Source organism: Desulfohalobium retbaense DSM 5692, assembly GCF_000024325.1.
GTDB lineage: Bacteria > Desulfobacterota > Desulfovibrionia > Desulfovibrionales > Desulfohalobiaceae > Desulfohalobium > Desulfohalobium retbaense.
Window position 1 is genome coordinate 1,613,338 of the sequence record NC_013223.1, and the last position, 19,172, is coordinate 1,632,509.

A 19,172-nucleotide genomic window follows, 5' to 3' on the forward strand; every position below is an offset into this window, starting at 1 on the left:
CCTACCGCTCCTGATCCGGCTCGGTGAGATGCGCGTCCAGAGGGACATCCTTGAATATGGTCTGGACGGTGACAAAAATAAACAGCACAAACAGCGGCAGCCCCAAAAGGCAACTCCAGACAAACCAGGCCGGCAGCCCCCAGATCCAGGTGTACTGTTCCACAGGCTGGGTCCCCAATCCATAAGCGGTTGCAAACCACCACAGAAAATTCAGAGCGGCGAGGACAATACAGGCCCAGGCCTCTTTTGCGGCCTGGAGAAACCGGGGATCGGTTTCGGTGTGGACAGATGTGTGTTTTGGCATACAGGTCTCCCAGTGTCCGTATTTCAAGACATCACGACGGCACACTCCACATTTTCAGATGGAGTCCTTTGGCCCCCTTCAGACCAAAATCCTCCAATGGCGCCGTTCAAGGGGGTGCCCCCCTGTCTTCGGACAAATGTCATGACCAGAGATGCAAATACAGGGCCAAGAGCTGACTGGTTAATCAATCCCTATTCCACTTCCACCCATTGTGGAACCCACTGCCCTGGCACGCGAAGGATTGCTTCGCTGGAAGAACAGTGGGGGACTAAAGAGCGCACCAAGGCCTGGAATGCCGACCCATGTCCCTTGTGGCGCGAATGCGCAAGTTCATGCACCATCACATACTCCACAACCTCAGGCGGGAAAAAAAGCAGCTTGCAATTCAGGCTGATAGTCTTTTTCATTGAAAAACTGCCCCACCGCGTTTTTTGCCGCCGGACCTGAACTCTGGCGTAATCCGATAACCCGGAACGGCGAGCGGTCTGGGCGCACCAGCCCGGGAGCACGGACTGGGCAAGATTCTGCAGCCAGCGGCACAAAAGCAGACACTCTTGCCTGGGAGCATCTGAAACCCCAAGGCGGAGATGGTCTCCCACCGCCTGTACATACGGTCGCTTGGCCGGACAGCAGACCACCGGGAATTCCCGACCAAGGGCCGGAAGGGCAACCCGTTCTGGCACCTCGACCTGGGGTGTGTTGGTCTCATCAAGGTGACGCTGCAGCCATGCATGGTGTGCCTCAAGGATCGCGCCGACCCGCTGCCGAGGAAATCCTCTGGGAACAGTGACTTGGACAACGCCACACTTCACGCGCAAAATGACACGTTTGGCTCGTGGATGCTCACGCACGGTATGCGGGGGGAGGTCTCGAATTTTCAACTCCTGGACATTGTGGGATTCCGTTCGGGCTTCAGCTTTCTCTGCCCCAGATTTTATGACCACGACACGCTTGCCAGTTTCCAGCAGCCTTACTAGGGTGCTCAAAAGGGATTGCCCCGGAAATCGGTCCAGGTTGTGCGCCCACGCCTGTTCCCCAGGCAGCGGAGACAATTCGGAATCCGAGGGGCCAAAAGACTGGACTTGAGGGCCGGGTCAAAACAAGAATCGTTGAATTTCTGCCCCCGGCAGTACCGCCCTCCTGCGCACTTTGCGTTGAGTGCCAGAGGCACGCACAGAATGCACTCAGCCCCAGAACCAAGGAGCAGACACATGCCTCTTGCAACACGGCTCGCTCTTTTTCTTGTGCTGGTGGCGCTGCCCTTAACGGCTCAGGCCCAGTCCGGCTGGCAGCCACTTATCGAACGCCTTGCGGCCGACGGCTACGACCAGGCCCGACTGCAAACCATCTTTTCAGACCCGCGGGCCGAATTTCTCGAATGGGTTATTCCCAAAAAAAGCACCCATTCTGAAGCGGCTCTCGACTACGAGCAATTCCTTCAAGACGAGAGCAGACAACGCGCCGCCACCTTCCTGGACACGCACCGCTCTCTGTTGGCGCGCATAGAGGCCACCTACAATGTCGCCCCTGAAATCCTGACCGCGCTACTCGAGGTGGAAACCCGCCTTGGAAACTACACCGGGCAGACCAGAACGGTAAATGCCTTAGCCAGCCTTGCCCGCGGTGGCATGGACGACAAGGCGAATGCTGCGGCCAAACGCCAAGGGCAATGGGCCTACAAGGAACTTAAAGCCCTGCTCGATTGGCGCCCGCAGAGCGGGGCCGAGCTTTTAAAACTGCGCGGCTCTCCCTTTGGGGCCTTTGGTATCCCCCAATTCATTCCATCCAGTGCCGCCGCCTACGGCCAGGATTTCGACGAATCAGGCAGGGTCGACCTCTTCAGTCTGCCCGACGCCCTGGCCAGCGCCGCGTTGTATCTGCAAAAACACGGCTGGACTCCCGATCTCGACCGCGAAGACAAGCTGCAGATCATCAAACATTACAACCACAGCACCCCGTACGCCAAGGCGGTCCTGGCCCTGGCCGAACGCCTCAGCCGTGGTCCAGAGGCTGAATAACCTTACTCCGGGGGGCAACATCCTCCGTGACCCAGACATTCCCGCCGATAATCGCTTCACGCCCGATCGTTACCCGTCCAAGGATCGTGGCCCCGGAATAGATAATGACATTGTCCTCCACGATCGGGTGGCGGGCAATGCCTTTGATCAATTTCCCCGATTCGTCCTTGGGAAAGGATTTCGCCCCCAGGGTCACCCCTTGATACAAACGGACATTATCCCCGATACGGCAGGTTTCTCCGATCACGGTTCCGGTGCCGTGATCGATAAAAAACCGCTGCCCGATTTCCGCTCCGGGATGGATATCGATCCCGGTCTGGGAGTGGGCCAACTCGGTAATGATCCGCGGGATGAGATGGACCCCGAGACTGTGCAGGGCGTGGGCGATACGGTAATTCGTTACCGCTTTGATGCTGGGATAGCAAAAGATGGCTTCGCCTGGATTGGTGGCTGCAGGATCGCCCTCATACGCTGCCTGGACATCTGTGGCCAGCATATCCCGGATTTCAGGCAGGCTCTCAATAAACTGGGCGGCCATATCCTGGGAACGGGCCTCGCATTCCTGGCAGGGACCGTTGGCATCGTTGGGACAGAAAAAACAAAAGCCACGCCGGATCTGTTCAACCAGACTCCGGTATATCTCTTCCAGGGTCGCGCCAATATAATACGGCAAATGGGGCGGGGCGATATCCACATGACCGAAATATCCCGGATACAGGACACTTCGAAGCTTCTCTACCACATCCTCAAGCACCGGCACCGAGGGCATCGGGGGCATCCCCTGATTCCTGTGGCAGACGCCGGACGCGCTGAGTGACCGGACGATGTGATCGAGTTCGATGGGCTGTGAGGCCATCTCGGGTCTCCTCTTTGTCTGTGTCTTGCGCGATGCGAAGGAAATGTCTACATATTGGGGCCTTCGACGAACGCCATTCTGCGCCGGCGAGGGGGCTCTCTCAGGTCCTGCCCGACAGGTATCGTTCTACCTGCCTGGAGCAGCCAACCGCAGCGCCCCGAAACATCGGCCAGGTTTGACCGCTATTCCAACATCCTGATTTTTTGGAGGAACATTGCATGGGCAATACCGACATTCAGACCGGCACCAACTTCATCCGTCAAATTGTCGAAGAAGACATACACAACGGCAAAAATCAGGGACAGGTGGTTACCCGTTTTCCTCCGGAACCCAACGGGTATTTACATATCGGCCACGCAAAGTCCATCTGTCTCAACTTCGGGCTGGCCTATGATTTTAACGGCACCTGCCACCTTCGCTTTGACGACACCAATCCGGTCAAGGAAGAGCAGCGCTATATCGATTCCATCCAGCAGGACGTGCACTGGCTCGGATTCGACTGGCAGGACCACCTCTACTTTGCCTCAGACTACTTTGACCGCCTCTACGAATTCGCGCTGTCCTTGATCCAAATGGGTAAGGCCTATGTCTGCAGCCTCAGTCCGGAGGAAATCCGCCAGTACCGAGGTACCTTGACCGAGCCCGGCCAGGAAAGCCCGTATCGGGCACGCACAGTGCAGGAGAATCTCGATCTCTTCCAGCGCATGGCCGCAGGCGAATTTGCGGAAGGGGAGCATGTTTTACGGGCCAAAATCGATATGGCCTCCCCGAACCTGAACATGCGCGACCCGGTGATTTACCGGATCATGAACCAGGCCCACCACCGCACGGGTGACACGTGGCACATCTATCCCACCTATGATTTCGCCCACGGGCTTTCCGATTCCATTGAGGGCATCACCCACTCCGTTTGCACCTTGGAATTTGAAGACCACCGACCACTGTATGACTGGTTTTTAGATCAACTCGGCGTCCACCACCCCCAGCAGATCGAATTCGCTCGGCTCAATCTCAATTATACCGTTATGAGCAAACGGAAATTGTTGCAACTCGTCGAACAGGAATACGTCGAAGGCTGGGATGATCCGCGGATGCCGACCATCTCCGGACTGCGCCGCCGGGGATTTACGCCGCGCTCTATCCGCGACTTTTGTGAACGTATCGGAGTGGCCAAGGCCAACAGCATGGTCGACATGGCCCTTTTGGAACATTGTTTGCGCGAAGATCTCAACAAGCGTGCTCCGCGGGTTATGGTGGTCCTCGATCCGGTCAAAGTGGTCATCACCAATTATCCTGAGGACCAGGTCGAACACATGGAAGCGGAAAACAACCCAGAAGATCCGAGTACGGGCTCACGCCAACTGCCCTTTTCGCGGGAAATTTACATCGAACGCTCCGATTTTCGCGAAGACCCGCCAAAGAAATATTTCCGCCTGGCCCCCGGACGGGAAGTCCGCCTCAAGCACGCCTACTACATCACCTGCGACAAGGCGGTGTACGATGACAAGACCGGCGACCTGGTCGAACTCCATTGTACCTACGACCCAGAGACCCGCGGGGGCTGGTCTGAAGACGGGCGTAAGGTCAAAGGCACTCTGCACTGGGTCGACGCCCAGCAGGCGGTCCCGGCTCAGGTCCGGTTGTACGACAGACTGTTTACGGCGCCGGTACCCGGGTCCGGTGAAGGCAGGGAATTCCTGGACGACATCAATCCTGAATCCTTGCGGGTTCTGGACACATGCCTCCTGGAACCGGGGCTGGAAAAGGCCGCCCCGGAAACCCATTTCCAATTTCTGCGCCACGGGTATTATTGCGTGGACCAGTCCAGCACTCCGGACACCCCGGTCTTCAACAAGACCGTCGCATTGCGCGACACCTGGGCCAAACTGGAAAAGAAAGGCGGCAAATAGGCGAACGAAGCTCTCTGACTGTTGAAAACTCCCTACAACGCAGGTCGTTCAACAATCCCAAGAAACGGCGACAACAAGTTCAAAGTCGCAGCGTACTTATCCGCAGGTAAGAGTGTGAACGGATAGGAACTTTGCTGCCATTGGGAGAATTCCAACGGCCTGCTGCCGCCCTCGCTGTCTTTCCATATAAAGCGGTCCCGTCTCCGGGACCGCTTTTTTTTACCTCTGAATCCGGCAAAAAATGGTATCGACACGATTGCGGGACACGCCCAAACTCCTTTTTCAGGCAAAGGGCCCAATCCCGAATCGGTGCACGTTGTTTATTCCTGATTTTCCTGCGCAAACAGCTCAGTGCTCAGATACCGCTCGCCAGTATCGCAAATAATGCAGACCAGCAGTGTGTCCCGTGACGCTGCACGCTTGGCGATCTCCACCGCGGCGTGGACAATCGCCCCTGAGGAGATGCCGCAGAGGATACCCTCTTCGCGCATAAGACGGCGGGCCATTTGCAAAGCGGCCGCATCGGAGACCGGGACGATCTCGTCGATGACTGTCCTGTCCAGGACCTCAGGAACAAAGCCGGCCCCAATACCCTGGATCTTGTGCGGGCCCTTCTGGCCACCGGAGAGGACCGGCGACCCGGCTGGCTCGACCCCAACACACCGCACGGCAGCGTTACGTTGTTTGAGCACCCTGCCGACACCAGTGATCGTCCCCCCGGAGCCAACACCGGCCAAAAAAGTAGCAACTTGGCCGTCCGTATCCCCCCAGATCTCTTCGGCGGTGGTCAGGGAGTGGATTTCCGGATTGGCCGGATTCGCGAATTGCTGGGGCATAAAACTGTCCGCCGTCTGGGCCACGATCCGCTCTGCTTCTGCAACCGCACCGGGAATTCCATCGGCGGCTGGGGTCAAGACAAGTTCGGCCCCCATCCCGGCCAATAATTTTCGCCGTTCGACACTCATGTTCTCCGGCATGGTCAACAGCAACCGGTACCCCTGCACCGCGCAGAAAAACGCCAGACCAATGCCGGTATTGCCTGAGGTCGGCTCAATAATAAGCGTATCAGGGCCGATATGCCCTTCGGACACGGCTTTTTGGAGCATATGGACGCCGATACGGTCCTTGACCGAGGAACACGGATTAAACGATTCCAATTTCGCGGCCACAGTGCCCAGACAGCCTGAAGTCACTTTGTTCAAACGGACCAAAGGGGTGTTGCCGACCAGTGCGGTCATGTCCTCGGCGATGCGCATGGCTGTCTCCTTTCTGCCTAGGAATCCCTGTTGGGAAGTCTCTCAATTCGGGACTGTGGGGGATGCGGACCAGAGTTGCCGAGTTGCCCGCCGCCGGGGCTATTCGGCCACAGGATAGCGGTCGTCAGGCACGAGCCGGTCACGCCAGGGTTGGAGCGGCTCGGGCAATTTGGTTTCGGTCTGTGATGTCTTGGCCAGAACCAATGGCCCCGCCTGGGGCAAGACAATATAATAGTGGGCATTTTCAGGAGCGGTCAGCCCGGACTCGACATCAATAAGCGCTCCTTTCGGCCTCCAGGCCACACCGATGATGGAACCGAGAGGCTCGCTGGCCACAGGATCAAAGGCCGTAAACCCTTTAAACCGGCAGGCACGAATGGCCGAGGAGGAGCAGGCATCGCTCCAGGGGCTTTCCTGGACCAGATGGGTCAGGGCTTGTCCGATCTCCTCCTCGCGCTTGGCAAAAACCGCTTCTTCTGGGGCCAGCTGGCTCAAGCGGCGATACACCAGCCAACGGGCAGGGTGCTGATCCGGTGGAAGTTCTGCCAGAGCCTCCTGTAATGCCTTTTGTTCCTGACGTTTCGCCTGTAATCGCCATTGCGCCGCCTTATCCGCATAGCCCTTGTCGGGAGCGATATCTGTCAATTGCGCATAGAGTTCGGCAATACGCCCAGGCTGCGTCTCCGGAAGAGATTCGATCCGAGCCAAAAGCGTCTGTTCATGGGCCCGGCGCAAAAGCTTTTCCAAAGCAGGGTCCTGCACATCGCGGTAGCGTCGGGCAAAATCATAGGCGTCATCGTACTTTCCAGCCTCGAGACGTTGCTCGATGGTTTCCAGTATTTCAGAACGCTGGGCGGCAAATTCCGTCTGCGGCAAAGAGGATTGGGGCTGACGCCAGGTAGAGTAAACTCCCAGACCGGCTAAAACCAGTAACAGCCCTCCCAACCCCAAAACAACGAAACGGAAGCGCGGCGAGGTCCCCTGGCGGGACAATTGGCGGATGACGAATCCCACCACCAGTAAAAGAAGAAAAAGAATGATTCCAAATCGGGCCACAGGATGCTCCTGGATGGACTGGCTGCAGGGTGCAAAGGACCTTTCTCCGCGAATCGTTGGCCTATCGCACGGCGCGGCGACCCAAGACGGACAAGAAAGGCGTTCGAAATCGAAGGATGGACACGACCCGCCACTGCTGCGGATACGAAAGTTTCAACGGCCAGAGCAAGGGCCTCGCACCCCCAGGGGCGGGGAGAGAAAAGGACAACAGCTTCAAACACCAGCCCCCATCAGCGTGGTTGATGCTCACTTCCTGGCCTCGAGCGCCTGGAGACTTTCCAGGGCTTTGCGCGCCGCCTGCTGTTCGGCTTTTTTGACGCTGCTGTCCGCCGCACTCGCCTGACTGCCATTGGGCAGATCGACACGGACATGGTAGACCTTGGCGTGTTCCGGACCGGTACTGTCCACCAGATGGTAGACCGGACGGTCCTTGAACAATTGTTGGGTGCATTCTTGCAACCGGCTCTTGAAATCACGAAGCCGTTCATGCCCGAGACTCGGGGCTGAAGGCCATTTATCAACGTAGAGCTCGAGAATGCAGGTCTTGGCCCGGTCATAATCCGAGTCCAGAAAAATGGCTCCAAAAATGGATTCCATCACATCACACAAAATAGCGTCCCGCTCCCGGCCGCCCTGTGATTCCTCCCCCCTGCCCAAAAACAGAGCCGGGGCGATCTCCAATTGCCGCCCCAAGGCCGCCAATGCAGGTTCACTGACCAGCTTGGACCGCAAACTGGTCAGCGACCCCTCAGGGGCCTCGGGATATCGTAGATACAACTCTTCCGAAATGGCGAGTTCCAGTACCGCGTCACCTAGAAATTCCAATCGCTCATTGTGTTCCTGAATATGCGGGTGTTCATTGGCGTACGAACTGTGGGTCAAGGCGAGAAGCAAGAGTTGCTGGTCGCGGAATGTATACTGCAGACGTTGTTGTACCAAGCGCAATACCGAATCATCCATGGGTCCTACCATTATTGCTACGATAAAGAAATCGTGCCGCCGACTGTGCGTTTGCCTCGTCGGCGGGATTGCCCTATACTTGCTGTGTTATTGCATGAGAGGAGCCGCGGCACAGTTGCCGCTGCACAGAGCACCACGGCCCGCTTTGCCGTCTTGAAATCAGTCGTGACCCGGCAAGCCGTCGCGCCATACTGGACAAAAACAGGAAAAACACGCCAATACGCGGCCGTGTTTCCATCACCAGCCGCGTGCATCCCCCAACACCCTCTCGATCTCCGGAGAATCGATTATGCCCAAACGGACATCCACCGACCACTTTATCCGCCGTGAGTTCTCTGTCACCGAGGCTGACGCGACCACAACCCACAGCCACCGTCGGCCGCGGACCCGTTTCGATTCCCAGAAGGAAAACATCTTTCTCGTCGGATTGCGCGGCAGCGGCAAATCCACTCTTGGTCAAGCCCTGGCCGAACGTCTCGGCTTGCAGCTGGTGGACACGGATGCAGAGGTTGTCGCCAGAAGTAACGCATCAATCAGTGATCTTGTGGCCGAGAAAGGATGGGAAGGCTTCAGGCGCATTGAGCATGAAGTCCTGGTCTCGGTTTGTCAACAGGCCGGGCAGGTTGTCGCCACCGGAGGCGGGATCGTCCTTTTGCCCCAAAACAGGGACCTGCTTGCTCAGCACGGCCAGGTCTTCTATCTCATGGCAGACCTGCCTTTGCTTGGAGACCGGCTCAGGCAGGACCCACAACAGACGAACCGGCCGGCTCTGGGTACCGCCCCGCCTGAAGAAGAATTGCGGGTCACGTTCCAGGAACGCGAACCCCTGTATTTCCAGGTCATGAACCATATCCTCCGGGCGGATAAACCTGTAGACGGGCTCGTCCAGGATGCCGTTATGGCTTTGGGGCTAAGCGCCTGGGAGGCCGAGGAGGAACACCTCAGCGACCCTGGGCAGGAAGGGTCACGTGATGACTGAGCCCCATTTCGCGCCTGTACCGCTTCAACTGCAGCGACTGCAGCAGTGGCTTGGCGATCTGGCTGGCGCACACCGCCAGCCCGCCCCTGAGGATCAGGAAAAGATCGACCTCAAATACGCCCACAGCCTGCGGGTTTTTCAGGAAGCCTCAGCCCTGTGCAAGGCGTTGGGGCTTCCTGAAAAACAGCGCCTGCCGGTCCGGGCCGCTGCCCTGGTGCACGACTGTGGCCGTTTTCCTCAATACAGCCGCTACAAGACCTTCCGCGATCCAGACTCCGTCAACCATGCCCGATTAGGCCTGCGGACACTGCGCGAAGAACAGCCCTTGGACACAGCGGAGTTTTCCCCTGCGGTCAGCAGGGATATCGAACTGGCCGTCTTGCTGCACAACCGCAAGCACCTCCCTGCCTGGTTGACTCCCTGGCACCACCGCCTGTGCGCCATCGTCCGCGATGCGGACAAGCTGGATATCTTCGCCGTTATCCTTGGCCATTTGGAACGCGACGTCTTAGAGCAGGATCCCGCCATCACCCTCGGCCTCAGACCCGATCCGACCCGCTATTCCTCTGAGTTGGTCGCCCAGGTCCAGGCAGGAGCGCAAGTCGACTACCGGCATTTGGTCTGGGTCAATGATTTCAAACTGCTCCTGGCCAGTTGGGTGCCTCATCTGGTCTTTGCCGCCAGCCGGCACCGGCTCCGCGAAAGCGGTCTTCTCGATCGACTTCTTGCCAGCCTTCCTGCGGATCCTGCCTGCAGATCATTGGCGGCAACCCTCCATGGATACAGCACTATCTGAGCCCGACGCTATGAGCCGAAACTGACGCCACCGGGCCAGATCGCACTCATGCCGAAAAATTTGCCGCCCCAGGCAGCCACAACAAAAAAAGGAGGGCCGCGCACGGTCCCTCCCTCCGTCTCGTCTTACCGACCGGTCCACGAACTGGTCGCGCCCTGCCTCGCTGCCAGTTGAAAAATGCCCTCTCCCGCAGGCCGTTCAAACATCCCGAGGCACAGTGACACAAAGTTCAAGGTCGCCGGGCATGTATTCGTATGGAAGAATCTGAACATATTGCCGTTTTGCTACTATTGAAAGATTTCAACGGCCTGCTAGACATTAAACAGGAAATGGACCACGTCACCGTCCCGGACAACGTACTCCTTGCCTTCCACACGCATTACTCCAGCTTCCTTGCATTTGGCCTCAGAGCCTTTCTCCAGATACGTTGCATAATCGACCACCTCGGCACGGATAAAACCGCGCTCAAAATCACTATGGATCACTCCCGCCGCCTGCGGTGCCGTCCAACCGTCGCAGATGGTCCAGGCCCGAACTTCTTTAGGACCGGCCGTAAAATAGCTGATGAGGCCCAACAGATTGTACCCGGTTTGAATGACCCTTTTGATGCCACTGTCTTCAACGCCATAGGACGCAAGAAATTCGGCCTGCTCCTCTTCGTCCAGGGCGGCGAGGTCTTCTTCCATTTTCGCGCAAATAGGAATCACCCGGGCCTGACGTGACTGGGCGTAAGCCTCCAGATCCTGAAAATGGGTCGCACTGCCGTCGAGTTCGTCTTCGCGAACATTGGCGCAATACAAGAGTGGCTTTGCAGTCAACAACCCCAATTCCTTAATCAATTGGCGGGCGGCCTCGTTATTTTTATCGGCGAAAGTGACCACCGGATGTCCGGCATTGAGGTGTTCCAACAGGGCGTCGCCCGTGGTCGTCAAGGCCCGGGCCTGCTTCTCACCGCTTTTGGCCTGCTTGCGGACCCGGTCGAGCTTGCGTTCCAGGCTCTGGACATCGGCGAGGATAAGTTCCGTTTCAATGACTTCGGCGTCGCGCACCGGATCCACACTCCCGTCAACATGGGCCACATCCTCATCATCAAAACAGCGCACGACGTGCATGATGGCGTCGGACTCACGGATATTGGCCAGAAACTGGTTGCCGAGCCCTTCGCCCTGGCTGGCGCCTTTGACCAGACCGGCGATATCGATAAACTCAACCGTGGCTTGGATAGTTTTCTGCGGTTTGACCAGTTCGGACAGCGCCGAGACCCGGGAATCCGGGACGGGAACGATCGCCTTGTTCGGCTCAATCGTGCAAAAGGGATAATTGGCCGACTGGGCGTTCTGGGCTTTGGTCAGGGCATTGAACAGCGTGGACTTGCCCACATTGGGCAGCCCGACTATTCCAATGGACAAGGACATGACGGTCTCCTTATTCGGTACACGGGCTCAGGAGCGGCCCGCGTTCGCGGTTGAACTGGTTACAAAGAGGACGCAGAACCTTTCCCCTAAATCCCTGGCCATTGTCGTGAAGACCTGTTCCGGGATCATCTCTATTCGTTTTCCAAGCGCTGGACACAAATATGGAACCGGTTACCGAAACCAGTCCCACCTTCTGCCGGCCTCTTGGGCAAGCCCCGAGTCGATTGGCCGAATTGGCAATCAATGGTGTGTTGTGCAGACACCACACCATTCGCCCCGGGGCCGGAAAAACGGTTCCCGGGCTATCCTGAAAATCTTTATCTGGGCGGCTGGGAAGGAGAAAGAAAGGCACTGCGGGGCGGGCTTGTACACCGCTGAGGCCCGGTTGTCCACACCGCGGTCAGCTAGACGCCTGATCTGCCGTTTGGCTTCTCGGCGCACCTGGGCATGCTGGGGCCAGGGCACTGGCAATACCGCGAATCGCTTCGAACGCGAACACAACCTCGTTTTGCAAGGGGGGTGTCACGCCCGGCTCATTCTTCGCGACGGCGGACGCGGACACGCTCGACGACTTTGGAATAGTAGAGCTGGTCCTTTTCCAAATGGATTGGGACCCGCCTGGTTTCATTGATCTTTGTAATCAGGACATTGAGTTTTTGGATCTGACGGTACCGTTCCTGTTCATCCTGGCAGTGTTCCAGCAGATCGAGCATGGTCTGAACCTGCTTTTCCTGCTCCACTTCCTGGGGCAGATGCCCTGAATTTTTCAAAATTTTATACGCCATGCGCATTTCTTGGGGAATATGTTCGTCGTTGTCGAGTTCCAGGGGGCGTCCCCGACCCGGCAGATTCTCCATCTCCCCCTGATCGATGGCCTCGCGAATCCTGTGCTCGGCTATATCCTGGATAACTGAAAAACTCGAGGCAAGCATGCTTTCTCCCTGTCTCCCGGCCCTCAACCCGAGTTGGCAAAAAACCGCAACGTGGAGTTTTCAGACAGTGATCCCTTCCGGGAGTTCCTCTTCTGATTCGGCAATATGGAAATAGTCAAGGAGCTTGACCAGCGAAAGGGTCTTTCGCACCTGGGAGGAAGGACGGTAGAGATAAAACGTGTTATCCTGCTGCCGCATTTTCTTATTCAAGGACACCAGAAAACCAATTCCGGAACTATCGAGAAAAACCGTCTCTGAAAGGTCCATGACCAGGGCCTGGCAGTGTTCGTTTTCGAGTGCCTGCTCGATGCGTTCCTTGAGCTGCGAGGTCACCTCCAGAGTCAGTTCTCCGCTATAGGTGACCTGGCAGACTCCATTTCGCTGCTCGATAACCGTTTTTTCCATAGTGTATCCTCAATGTTTTTGACCATCCACAGGATGTTTTTTTCGCCCTCACGAGTAAAGGAGTAGCTATCGACAAGATTGGCCATAATATACAGCCCCCGACCGGATTCATCATCCGGATGGCAGGCGTCCGGGACCGAGTCCATGAGCCCCCAATACGGTTCCCCCCAATTGGCGATCTCGAATTCAACCCTGGAAAAAGGTTCCAGGCGCATGCGGAGTTCGAGTGAACCGATCAAGTCTTCGGCATAAGCATGGACAACAACATTCGCGCAAGCTTCGGTCAGTGCCAGCTCCAATTCATACAACAAATCGGAGCTGGTAAGATATCGAGCCAGAAAGGCCATAGCCTTGCGGGCGATTTCCCGGGCCTGCTCCGGAGTCGCCCATCCGGCCAAGCGCCACTCAATTGTCATGCCGCACCGCTCCTTCATGGAAACTTTCGGGTGCCCCCGAATTCCATAACCACAGGATGCTCCCGCCTTAGTCTCCCGGCCCCCACTCTTGCCCCTTCGCTGCATTCGTTCAACCGGAACAATGCCCCCCAAAGGCCGTAGGTCCAGCATGCTATACGGTCTCAAAGAAAATCGAGGCTGTCCAGCCACAAGGTCACCGGCCCCCAATTGGTCAGACCGACCTCCATGTCTGCCCCGAAAACACCCCGACCGATCGGGACTCCTCCCCGGTGCTCCAAACGCTGGCACACCCCATCGAACATTTGGCGGGCCGCTTCGCCCCCGGCCGCCGCATCAAAGGAGGGACGACGACCGCGTCGGCAATTGGCGTACAGCGTAAATTGGGGAACAGCCAAAACGCCGCCCCCGTATTGGACCACGTCCAGATCAAAACGGCCCTGCGCATCCGGAAAGACACGCAATCCCCAAATCTTGTCGCACAGGGCGAGCCATCCCCGGCTGACCAGAAAATCCGGATCGTCCTGTTTGCCGAATCCCACGAACAAAAGCAGTCCGGCGCCGATCTGCGCTTCGATCGTTCCGCTCACCTCGACCCTGGCCTCACGGACACGTTGGACGAGAATGCGCATCACTCCTCCCGGTACACGGCAACCGAGCCCTCATTTTCGGCCACTGAGACCTCCCGCAATCTGACGCCGGGCTCGGCCATGGATTTTTGGAGCGTAGTGAAAATATAGCGGGCGATATTTTCTGACGAGGGACTCAGCCCCTCAAACGGGGTCAGCTCATTGAGATGACGATGATCCAGATAGTCAAGGACAGCGTTGAGACGTTTCTTCAGGACCTTGAAGTCCAAAAGCATGCCAGTGTCCGGGTCGACTTCACGACCTTCCACTTCGGCCTCGACGCGAAAATTGTGGCCGTGGAGCCGTTCGCACTTGCCCTCGTAATGCAGAAGCTGGTGGGAAGCACTGAACCCTCCCCGAACGCGGAGGCGATAAAGACCTTGGTCGGTATGCATCATTTCTCCTGAGTACATCATGGTCATGGTTGCCACAGGGACCGGGCAGCGCCGCAGCCCAGCACTCGCACTAGGATGCCGGACGATGAGCGCTTTGCCAGCGGCGGATTTCACGCCAAAAATCAGGGCTGGCGGCGACTCGGTAATTGGGCCCCAATTGCAAAACACAATCGGCGCGTTCCAGACAGACCCCCAAGTGGACAGGAGCCCGCCCCGGATAACGGCCGATGATCTGTTTGAGTTCCTGGGCCGATTGGCCTTGCAGGGCTGCGGCCTCGATATCCACGCGGACCGGTTCGTCCCCTCGTCCGACCTGGTCGTTCAAAAGGCCGACCTCCTGGGCCAAAAGTTTGATCTGTTTGGCCCCTTCATCGCCGTTGCCGCCGCCTTCGTAGGAACTGATCTTGGCCGTGACCACCAAAGGCTGTTCCAGGTCGAGCCCGTTGCGGACCTTGGCATAGGTCTCGGGAAACATGGTCATCTCCCCGGTCCCGGTCAGGTCTTCGATCTGACAAAACGCCATCCGTCCGCCCTTTTTGGTCACGTGCTCCTTGACCCCGGTCACCAGCACTGCTGTGCGCACCTCGGTGTCGCCACCAAGCTCGCCGCAGTCTTGCAGACTCAGCAACCGTTGCCGCTTGAGTTCTTCCCGGAAACGCAGCAAGGGGTGGCCGCTGAGAAAAAAACCGAGGGCTTCCTTTTCATATTGCAGCCGCTTTTCGTCGTCCCATTCCTCGACCTGGGCCTCCTCGATATCCATCCCGATGCCGCTGAGCACGCAACTGTCCTCTTCGCCCATCATGGCCATCAGCGACAATTGGCCGCGCGATTTATCCCGACTCTGACGCTGGGCCGTAGAAACCACCTTGTCCAATGCCGCTAGAAGCGAAGCCCGGCTGCATCCGAGGCTGTCCATTGCCCCGCTTTTGATCAGACTTTCCAGGACCCGTTTGGTGACCTTGCGCGAGCCGACGCGTTTACAGAAATCGAGCAGACTTGCGTAGGGACCGTTACGGCGGCGCTCGGCCACAAGAGCCTCGATGGCCCCACCGCCGACATTCTTGACCCCGGAGAGGCCGAAACGGAGCTTCTCGTTTTCGACCGTGAAATGCCGCTCACTGTGATTCACATCCGGGGGCAGCACTTCAATGCCCATTTCCCGGCAGGCGTTGATGTGGGCAATGACCTTGTCGGTGTTGCTCACCTCCGAGGTGATCAGCGCGGCCATGAACTCTACGGGATAGTGGGCCTTGAGGTAGGCGGTCTGGTAGGAAACCAGAGCATAGGCGGCCGAGTGCGATTTATTGAAGCCGTAGCCGGCGAATTTCTCCATGAGATCGAAAATATAGGTCGCCGTCGCCTCGTCGATCTCGTTTTCCTTGGCCCCGTTGACGAACTTGGTCCGCTGCTCGGCCATGACCGAGGGATCCTTTTTCCCCATGGCCCGGCGCAGGATATCCCCGTCGCCCAGGGAATAATTGGCCATGTCCGAGGCGATGCGCATGACCTGTTCCTGGTAGAGGATAACCCCGTACGTCGCTTCCAGAATGGGCTCCAGAAGCGGATGGGGATACTCGACCGGGATTTCGCCGTGCTTGCGGCGAATGAAATCGGTGACCATCCCGCTTTCCAGCGGTCCAGGCCGGTACAGGGCCAACAAGGCAATGATATCCTCAAAGGACGTCGGTTGCAGGTCCTTGATCACATTGCGCATCCCGGAGCTTTCCAGTTGAAAGACCCCGTCGGTCTCCGTTCGGCACAACAGCGCAAAGGTGGCCTCATCCTCCAAAGGCAACGTGTCAATGTCCGGAACGGATTTTCCCGCCTGCTGCGCGAGATGGAGCGTGTCAGCGATCACGGTCAGGGTCTTCAACCCCAAAAAATCAAACTTGATCAGACCGACTTTTTCGACCTTTTTCATGTCGAACTGGGTCACCACTTCGCCCTTTTTCCCGAGGTACAGGGGCAAATGGTCTTCCAGGGGGTGGCTGTCAGAAATAACGATTCCGGCGGCATGGGTCGAAGCGTGCCGGGCAAGCCCCTCCAGGCGCCGCGAGACGTCGATGAGTTTGGCCACGGTCTCGTCGTTTTCAGCCAGGGCCGCGAGGTCCGGTTCCTGTTCCAAGGCCTTGTCGATGGTCATCTTCAGGTCGTCTGGGACCAGCTTGGCGATTTTGTCCGTTTCGGCAAAACTGAGTCCCAGAGCCCGGCCCACATCACGAACCACCGCCTTGGCCTTCATCGTCCCGAAGGTCGTGATCTGCGCCACACTCTCTTTACCGTATTTCGCAGTGACATACCGAATGACTTCTTCACGGCGGTTGTAGCAGAAGTCGACATCGATATCCGGCATGCTCGCGCGCTCCACATTGAGGAACCGCTCGAACAGGAGATTGTACCGCAAAGGATCCAGGTTGGTGATCCCCAAACAATAGGCCACCAGACTCCCGGCGGCCGACCCCCGGCCGGGACCAACCGGGATGCCCTGCTCTTTGGCCCAATTGATAAAATCCTGCACAATCAGGAAATAGGCCGGGAATCCTTTGGCGCAGATGACGTCGAGTTCAGTGTCCAGCCGCTGCCAATAGACCTCTTCGTCGACTGTGTACGGCAATTTGGCCAGGCGAGTCCGTAATCCTTCCCGGACGAGACGTATAAATTCCTCTTCCAGAGTCCGCCCTTGCGGCACATCGTAGACCGGAAAATAGTTCTGCCCCAGGTCGAGTTCCACATTGCAGTTGCGGGCAATCGCACCGACATTCTCCAGAGCTTGGGGACAATGGGCAAAGGCCTGCTCCATTTCCTCCGGAGGCCGATAATACAACTCCTGGGTATCAAAGCGCATCCGATCCTTGGCATAGTACTGGGCGTTGGTCTGGATGCACAGCAGGATGTCGTGGGCCTCGACATCGTTGTAGCTCAGATAGTGGCAGTCATTGGTGGCCACCAGCGGCAGTTTGGTCGTCTCGGCCAACTCCAGGAGCTGCTCATTGAGCGTCACCTGTTCCGGAATGCCATTGGCCTGCAGTTCAAGATAGAACCGCCCCGGAAACAGGGCACTGTACTCCTCCGCCAGGGCCTTGCCGCGGCTCATGCCCTCGTGGCGCAGACCATACGGGACTTCTCCCTTGAGACAAGCGGACAGGGCGATCAACCCTTCGTTCCACTGCGACAAAAGTTCCTTGTCCACCCGGGGCTTGTAATGGAATCCCTCCAGCCACCCCCGGCTGACCAGACGCACGAGATTGTAGTAGCCGGTCAGATTCTGGGCCAGCAAAACCAGATGGTACCCGGAGCGAATGTCCTTGTCCGTGTGTTTGGTACGCCGGTCTCCCGGGGCCACGTAGACCTCGCAACCGATAATCGGCTTGACCCCGAATTTTTTGGCCGTGAGATAAAAATCCAGAGCTCCGAAGAGGTTGCCGTGGTCGCTGATGGCAACGCTGGAGAATCCGAAGTCCACCGCCTGTTGGCAGAGATCGCCGATACGGATGGCCCCGTCGAGCAGGCTGTATTCGGTATGGCAATGCAGGTGGGTAAAATCAGTCATAATCGCGATCACATCCTTGAAAAGGCAAAACACAAGACAGGTCAGACTTGACCAGGTTCCTCAGGCTGCCTGCGAAAAACCCGCCAAGCGGTCGAAAAACCTGCCAGGCAGGGAAGATTCGTTCCAGTTAAACACTACACAAACCCTCCCCAGACAACAATCCCCGCGCCGCCTGATCAGGCGGCGCGGGGATTGTTGTCTGGGGAAAAAACAGAACTCAGCCAAGCAACGAGGCGACCCGCTGTGTCAGACGCAGCAGCTGATTGGAAAACCCCGATTCATTGTCGTACCAGACGATGATCTTGGCCAGGGTGCCGTCCATGACACTTGTCGTCAACGCGTCAAGGACACCGCCGTAAGTCGATCCGGTATAGTCCACCGAAACAAGCGGTTCCTCACTATAGCCGAGAATCCCTTGCATTGGCCCTTCAGAGGCGGCTTTCATCGCCGCGTTGATTTCTTCAGCGGAGGTGGCCCTGCCCAGATCGGCGCTCAAATCGACCAGCGAAACGTTCGGGGTCGGGACCCGGATGGCCATGCCGTCGAGCTTGCCCTCCAGCGAGGGGATAACTTTCGTCACCGCTCTGGCCGCCCCGGTGGTCGTCGGAAGCATGGACATAGCCGCGGCACGGGCCCGGCGCAAGTCCTTGTGCGACCCGTCCAAAATGCGCTGGCTCATGGTATACGAGTGCACCGTGGTCATCAGGCCGCGTTCAAGACCAAAATTATCGTGCAGGACTTTGGCCGCCGGAGCCAGACAATTGGTCGTGCAGGACGCGTTGGAGACGATCTTGTGCTCAGGGCCCAGATCGCTGTCGTTAACCCCCATAACAACCATCACGTCCGGTTGTTTGGCCGGGGCGCTGACCACAACCCGTTTCGCGCCGCAGGCCAGATGCTTTTCGCAGCTCTCACGGTCCGTGAATTTGCCTGTGGTCTCCAGAACAATATCCACCCCGAGTTCGCCCCAGGTCCATTCCCCCGGTTTGTTTCGGGCCACTGTGACCTGCTGGCCTTCCAAAAGAAACCCTTGCTCATTGGCCTCGACTGTCCCCGCAAAGGTCCGGTGGACGGAATCGTATTTGAGAAGATGGGCCAGGGTAGCATTATCCGCTCGGGCGTTGACCGCCACCAGTTCCAGGTCAGTGTTTGCGGACAACAACCGGGCCATATATCGGCCAATACGCCCGAATCCGTTGAGTGCGACACGAACGGCCATATCCCTTTTCTCCTTTCTCTTGCTGTCTTCAATTGGAGGTCGCGTCCCTCCCGTTCACACCCTAGCGCCCCAGGCCGGT

The 19,172-nt window shown here is 57.6% G+C and carries 18 protein-coding genes; 4 read left to right on the forward strand and 14 right to left on the reverse strand.

Features of this window, described 5'->3' with window-relative positions; translation table 11 throughout:
• Position 1: 1 nt before the first annotated feature.
• Together DRET_RS06890 and DRET_RS14035 are read right to left on the reverse strand one after the other, a co-directional pair.
• Positions 2–304, reverse strand: a complete 303-nt coding sequence (locus DRET_RS06890; protein WP_015751814.1) for a YhdT family protein — start codon at positions 302–304, stop codon at positions 2–4.
• Between the two features lie 191 nt (positions 305–495).
• Positions 496–1,248, reverse strand: coding sequence for a M48 family metallopeptidase (locus tag DRET_RS14035; protein ID WP_425248168.1), 753 nt, complete (start codon positions 1,246–1,248; stop codon positions 496–498).
• 267 nt (positions 1,249–1,515) lie between these two features.
• Between DRET_RS14035 and DRET_RS06905 the strand changes: the two genes are divergently transcribed.
• Complete coding sequence (locus DRET_RS06905; protein WP_015751816.1) at positions 1,516–2,322, forward strand: lytic murein transglycosylase; 807 nt, start codon at positions 1,516–1,518, stop codon at positions 2,320–2,322.
• Here DRET_RS06905 and epsC read toward each other — a convergent pair.
• Positions 2,297–3,178, reverse strand: a complete 882-nt coding sequence (gene epsC / locus DRET_RS06910) for a serine O-acetyltransferase EpsC (protein ID WP_015751817.1) — start codon at positions 3,176–3,178, stop codon at positions 2,297–2,299. The two genes, DRET_RS06905 and epsC, sit on opposite strands and share 26 nt — an antisense overlap.
• A 218-nt stretch (positions 3,179–3,396) precedes the next feature.
• On the opposite strand from epsC, the gene DRET_RS06915 reads away from it, so the two are divergent.
• Positions 3,397–5,088 carry a glutamine--tRNA ligase/YqeY domain fusion protein gene (locus DRET_RS06915; RefSeq protein WP_015751818.1) on the forward strand — a complete coding sequence of 564 codons (1,692 nt, stop codon included), beginning with the start codon at positions 3,397–3,399 and terminating at the stop codon, positions 5,086–5,088.
• A 320-nt stretch (positions 5,089–5,408) separates the two neighbouring features.
• Here DRET_RS06915 and cysK read toward each other — a convergent pair whose 3' ends face one another.
• The 3 genes from cysK to rnc form a co-directional block, all read right to left on the reverse strand.
• Positions 5,409–6,344, reverse strand: a complete 936-nt coding sequence (gene cysK, locus DRET_RS06920; protein WP_015751819.1) for a cysteine synthase A — start codon at positions 6,342–6,344, stop codon at positions 5,409–5,411.
• Between the two features lie 99 nt (positions 6,345–6,443).
• Positions 6,444–7,400, reverse strand: a complete 957-nt coding sequence (locus DRET_RS06925) for a hypothetical protein (protein WP_015751820.1) — start codon at positions 7,398–7,400, stop codon at positions 6,444–6,446.
• A gap of 246 nt (positions 7,401–7,646) precedes the next feature.
• Positions 7,647–8,360 carry a ribonuclease III gene (gene rnc, locus DRET_RS06930; protein WP_015751821.1) on the reverse strand — a complete coding sequence of 238 codons (714 nt, stop codon included), beginning with the start codon at positions 8,358–8,360 and terminating at the stop codon, positions 7,647–7,649.
• Between the two features lie 289 nt (positions 8,361–8,649).
• On the opposite strand from rnc, the gene aroL reads away from it, so the two are divergent.
• Positions 8,650–9,339 (forward strand): shikimate kinase AroL, encoded by a 690-nt coding sequence (gene aroL / locus DRET_RS06935; protein WP_015751822.1) that lies wholly within the window; start codon positions 8,650–8,652, stop codon positions 9,337–9,339.
• On the forward strand, positions 9,332–10,135 hold the full coding sequence (locus DRET_RS06940; protein WP_015751823.1) for an HD domain-containing protein: 804 nt from the start codon (positions 9,332–9,334) through the stop codon (positions 10,133–10,135). The genes aroL and DRET_RS06940 overlap by 8 nt, the downstream gene beginning before the upstream one ends.
• Positions 10,136–10,446: 311 nt before the next feature.
• Here DRET_RS06940 and ychF read toward each other — a convergent pair whose 3' ends face one another.
• From ychF to gap, 8 genes are all read right to left on the reverse strand, one after another.
• The gene (ychF, locus tag DRET_RS06945; protein ID WP_015751824.1) at positions 10,447–11,550 is read right to left on the reverse strand and encodes a redox-regulated ATPase YchF; all 1,104 of its coding nucleotides are present in this window, start codon (positions 11,548–11,550) and stop codon (positions 10,447–10,449) included.
• A 533-nt stretch (positions 11,551–12,083) separates the two neighbouring features.
• On the reverse strand, positions 12,084–12,482 hold the full coding sequence (locus tag DRET_RS06950) for a DnaJ family domain-containing protein (protein ID WP_015751825.1): 399 nt from the start codon (positions 12,480–12,482) through the stop codon (positions 12,084–12,086).
• 60 nt (positions 12,483–12,542) lie between these two features.
• Positions 12,543–12,887, reverse strand: a complete 345-nt coding sequence (locus DRET_RS06955; protein ID WP_015751826.1) for an STAS domain-containing protein — start codon at positions 12,885–12,887, stop codon at positions 12,543–12,545.
• Complete coding sequence (locus tag DRET_RS06960) at positions 12,824–13,303, reverse strand: ATP-binding protein (RefSeq protein ID WP_015751827.1); 480 nt, start codon at positions 13,301–13,303, stop codon at positions 12,824–12,826. Before DRET_RS06960 ends, DRET_RS06955 begins: the two co-directional genes overlap by 64 nt.
• Before the next feature lie 161 nt (positions 13,304–13,464).
• Positions 13,465–13,932, reverse strand: a complete 468-nt coding sequence (dtd, locus tag DRET_RS06965; protein ID WP_015751828.1) for a D-aminoacyl-tRNA deacylase — start codon at positions 13,930–13,932, stop codon at positions 13,465–13,467.
• Positions 13,932–14,324 carry a 6-carboxytetrahydropterin synthase QueD gene (gene queD, locus DRET_RS06970; protein WP_015751829.1) on the reverse strand — a complete coding sequence of 131 codons (393 nt, stop codon included), beginning with the start codon at positions 14,322–14,324 and terminating at the stop codon, positions 13,932–13,934. Before queD ends, dtd begins: the two co-directional genes overlap by 1 nt.
• Before the next feature lie 70 nt (positions 14,325–14,394).
• A complete protein-coding gene (gene dnaE / locus DRET_RS06975) occupies positions 14,395–17,874 on the reverse strand; it encodes a DNA polymerase III subunit alpha (RefSeq protein WP_015751830.1) in 3,480 nt (1,159 codons plus the stop codon).
• Positions 17,875–18,091: 217 nt separating this feature from the next.
• Positions 18,092–19,093: a type I glyceraldehyde-3-phosphate dehydrogenase gene (gene gap, locus DRET_RS06980; RefSeq protein ID WP_015751831.1), complete on the reverse strand. Its 1,002-nt coding sequence runs from the start codon at positions 19,091–19,093 to the stop codon at positions 18,092–18,094.
• Positions 19,094–19,172: the final 79 nt, after the last annotated feature.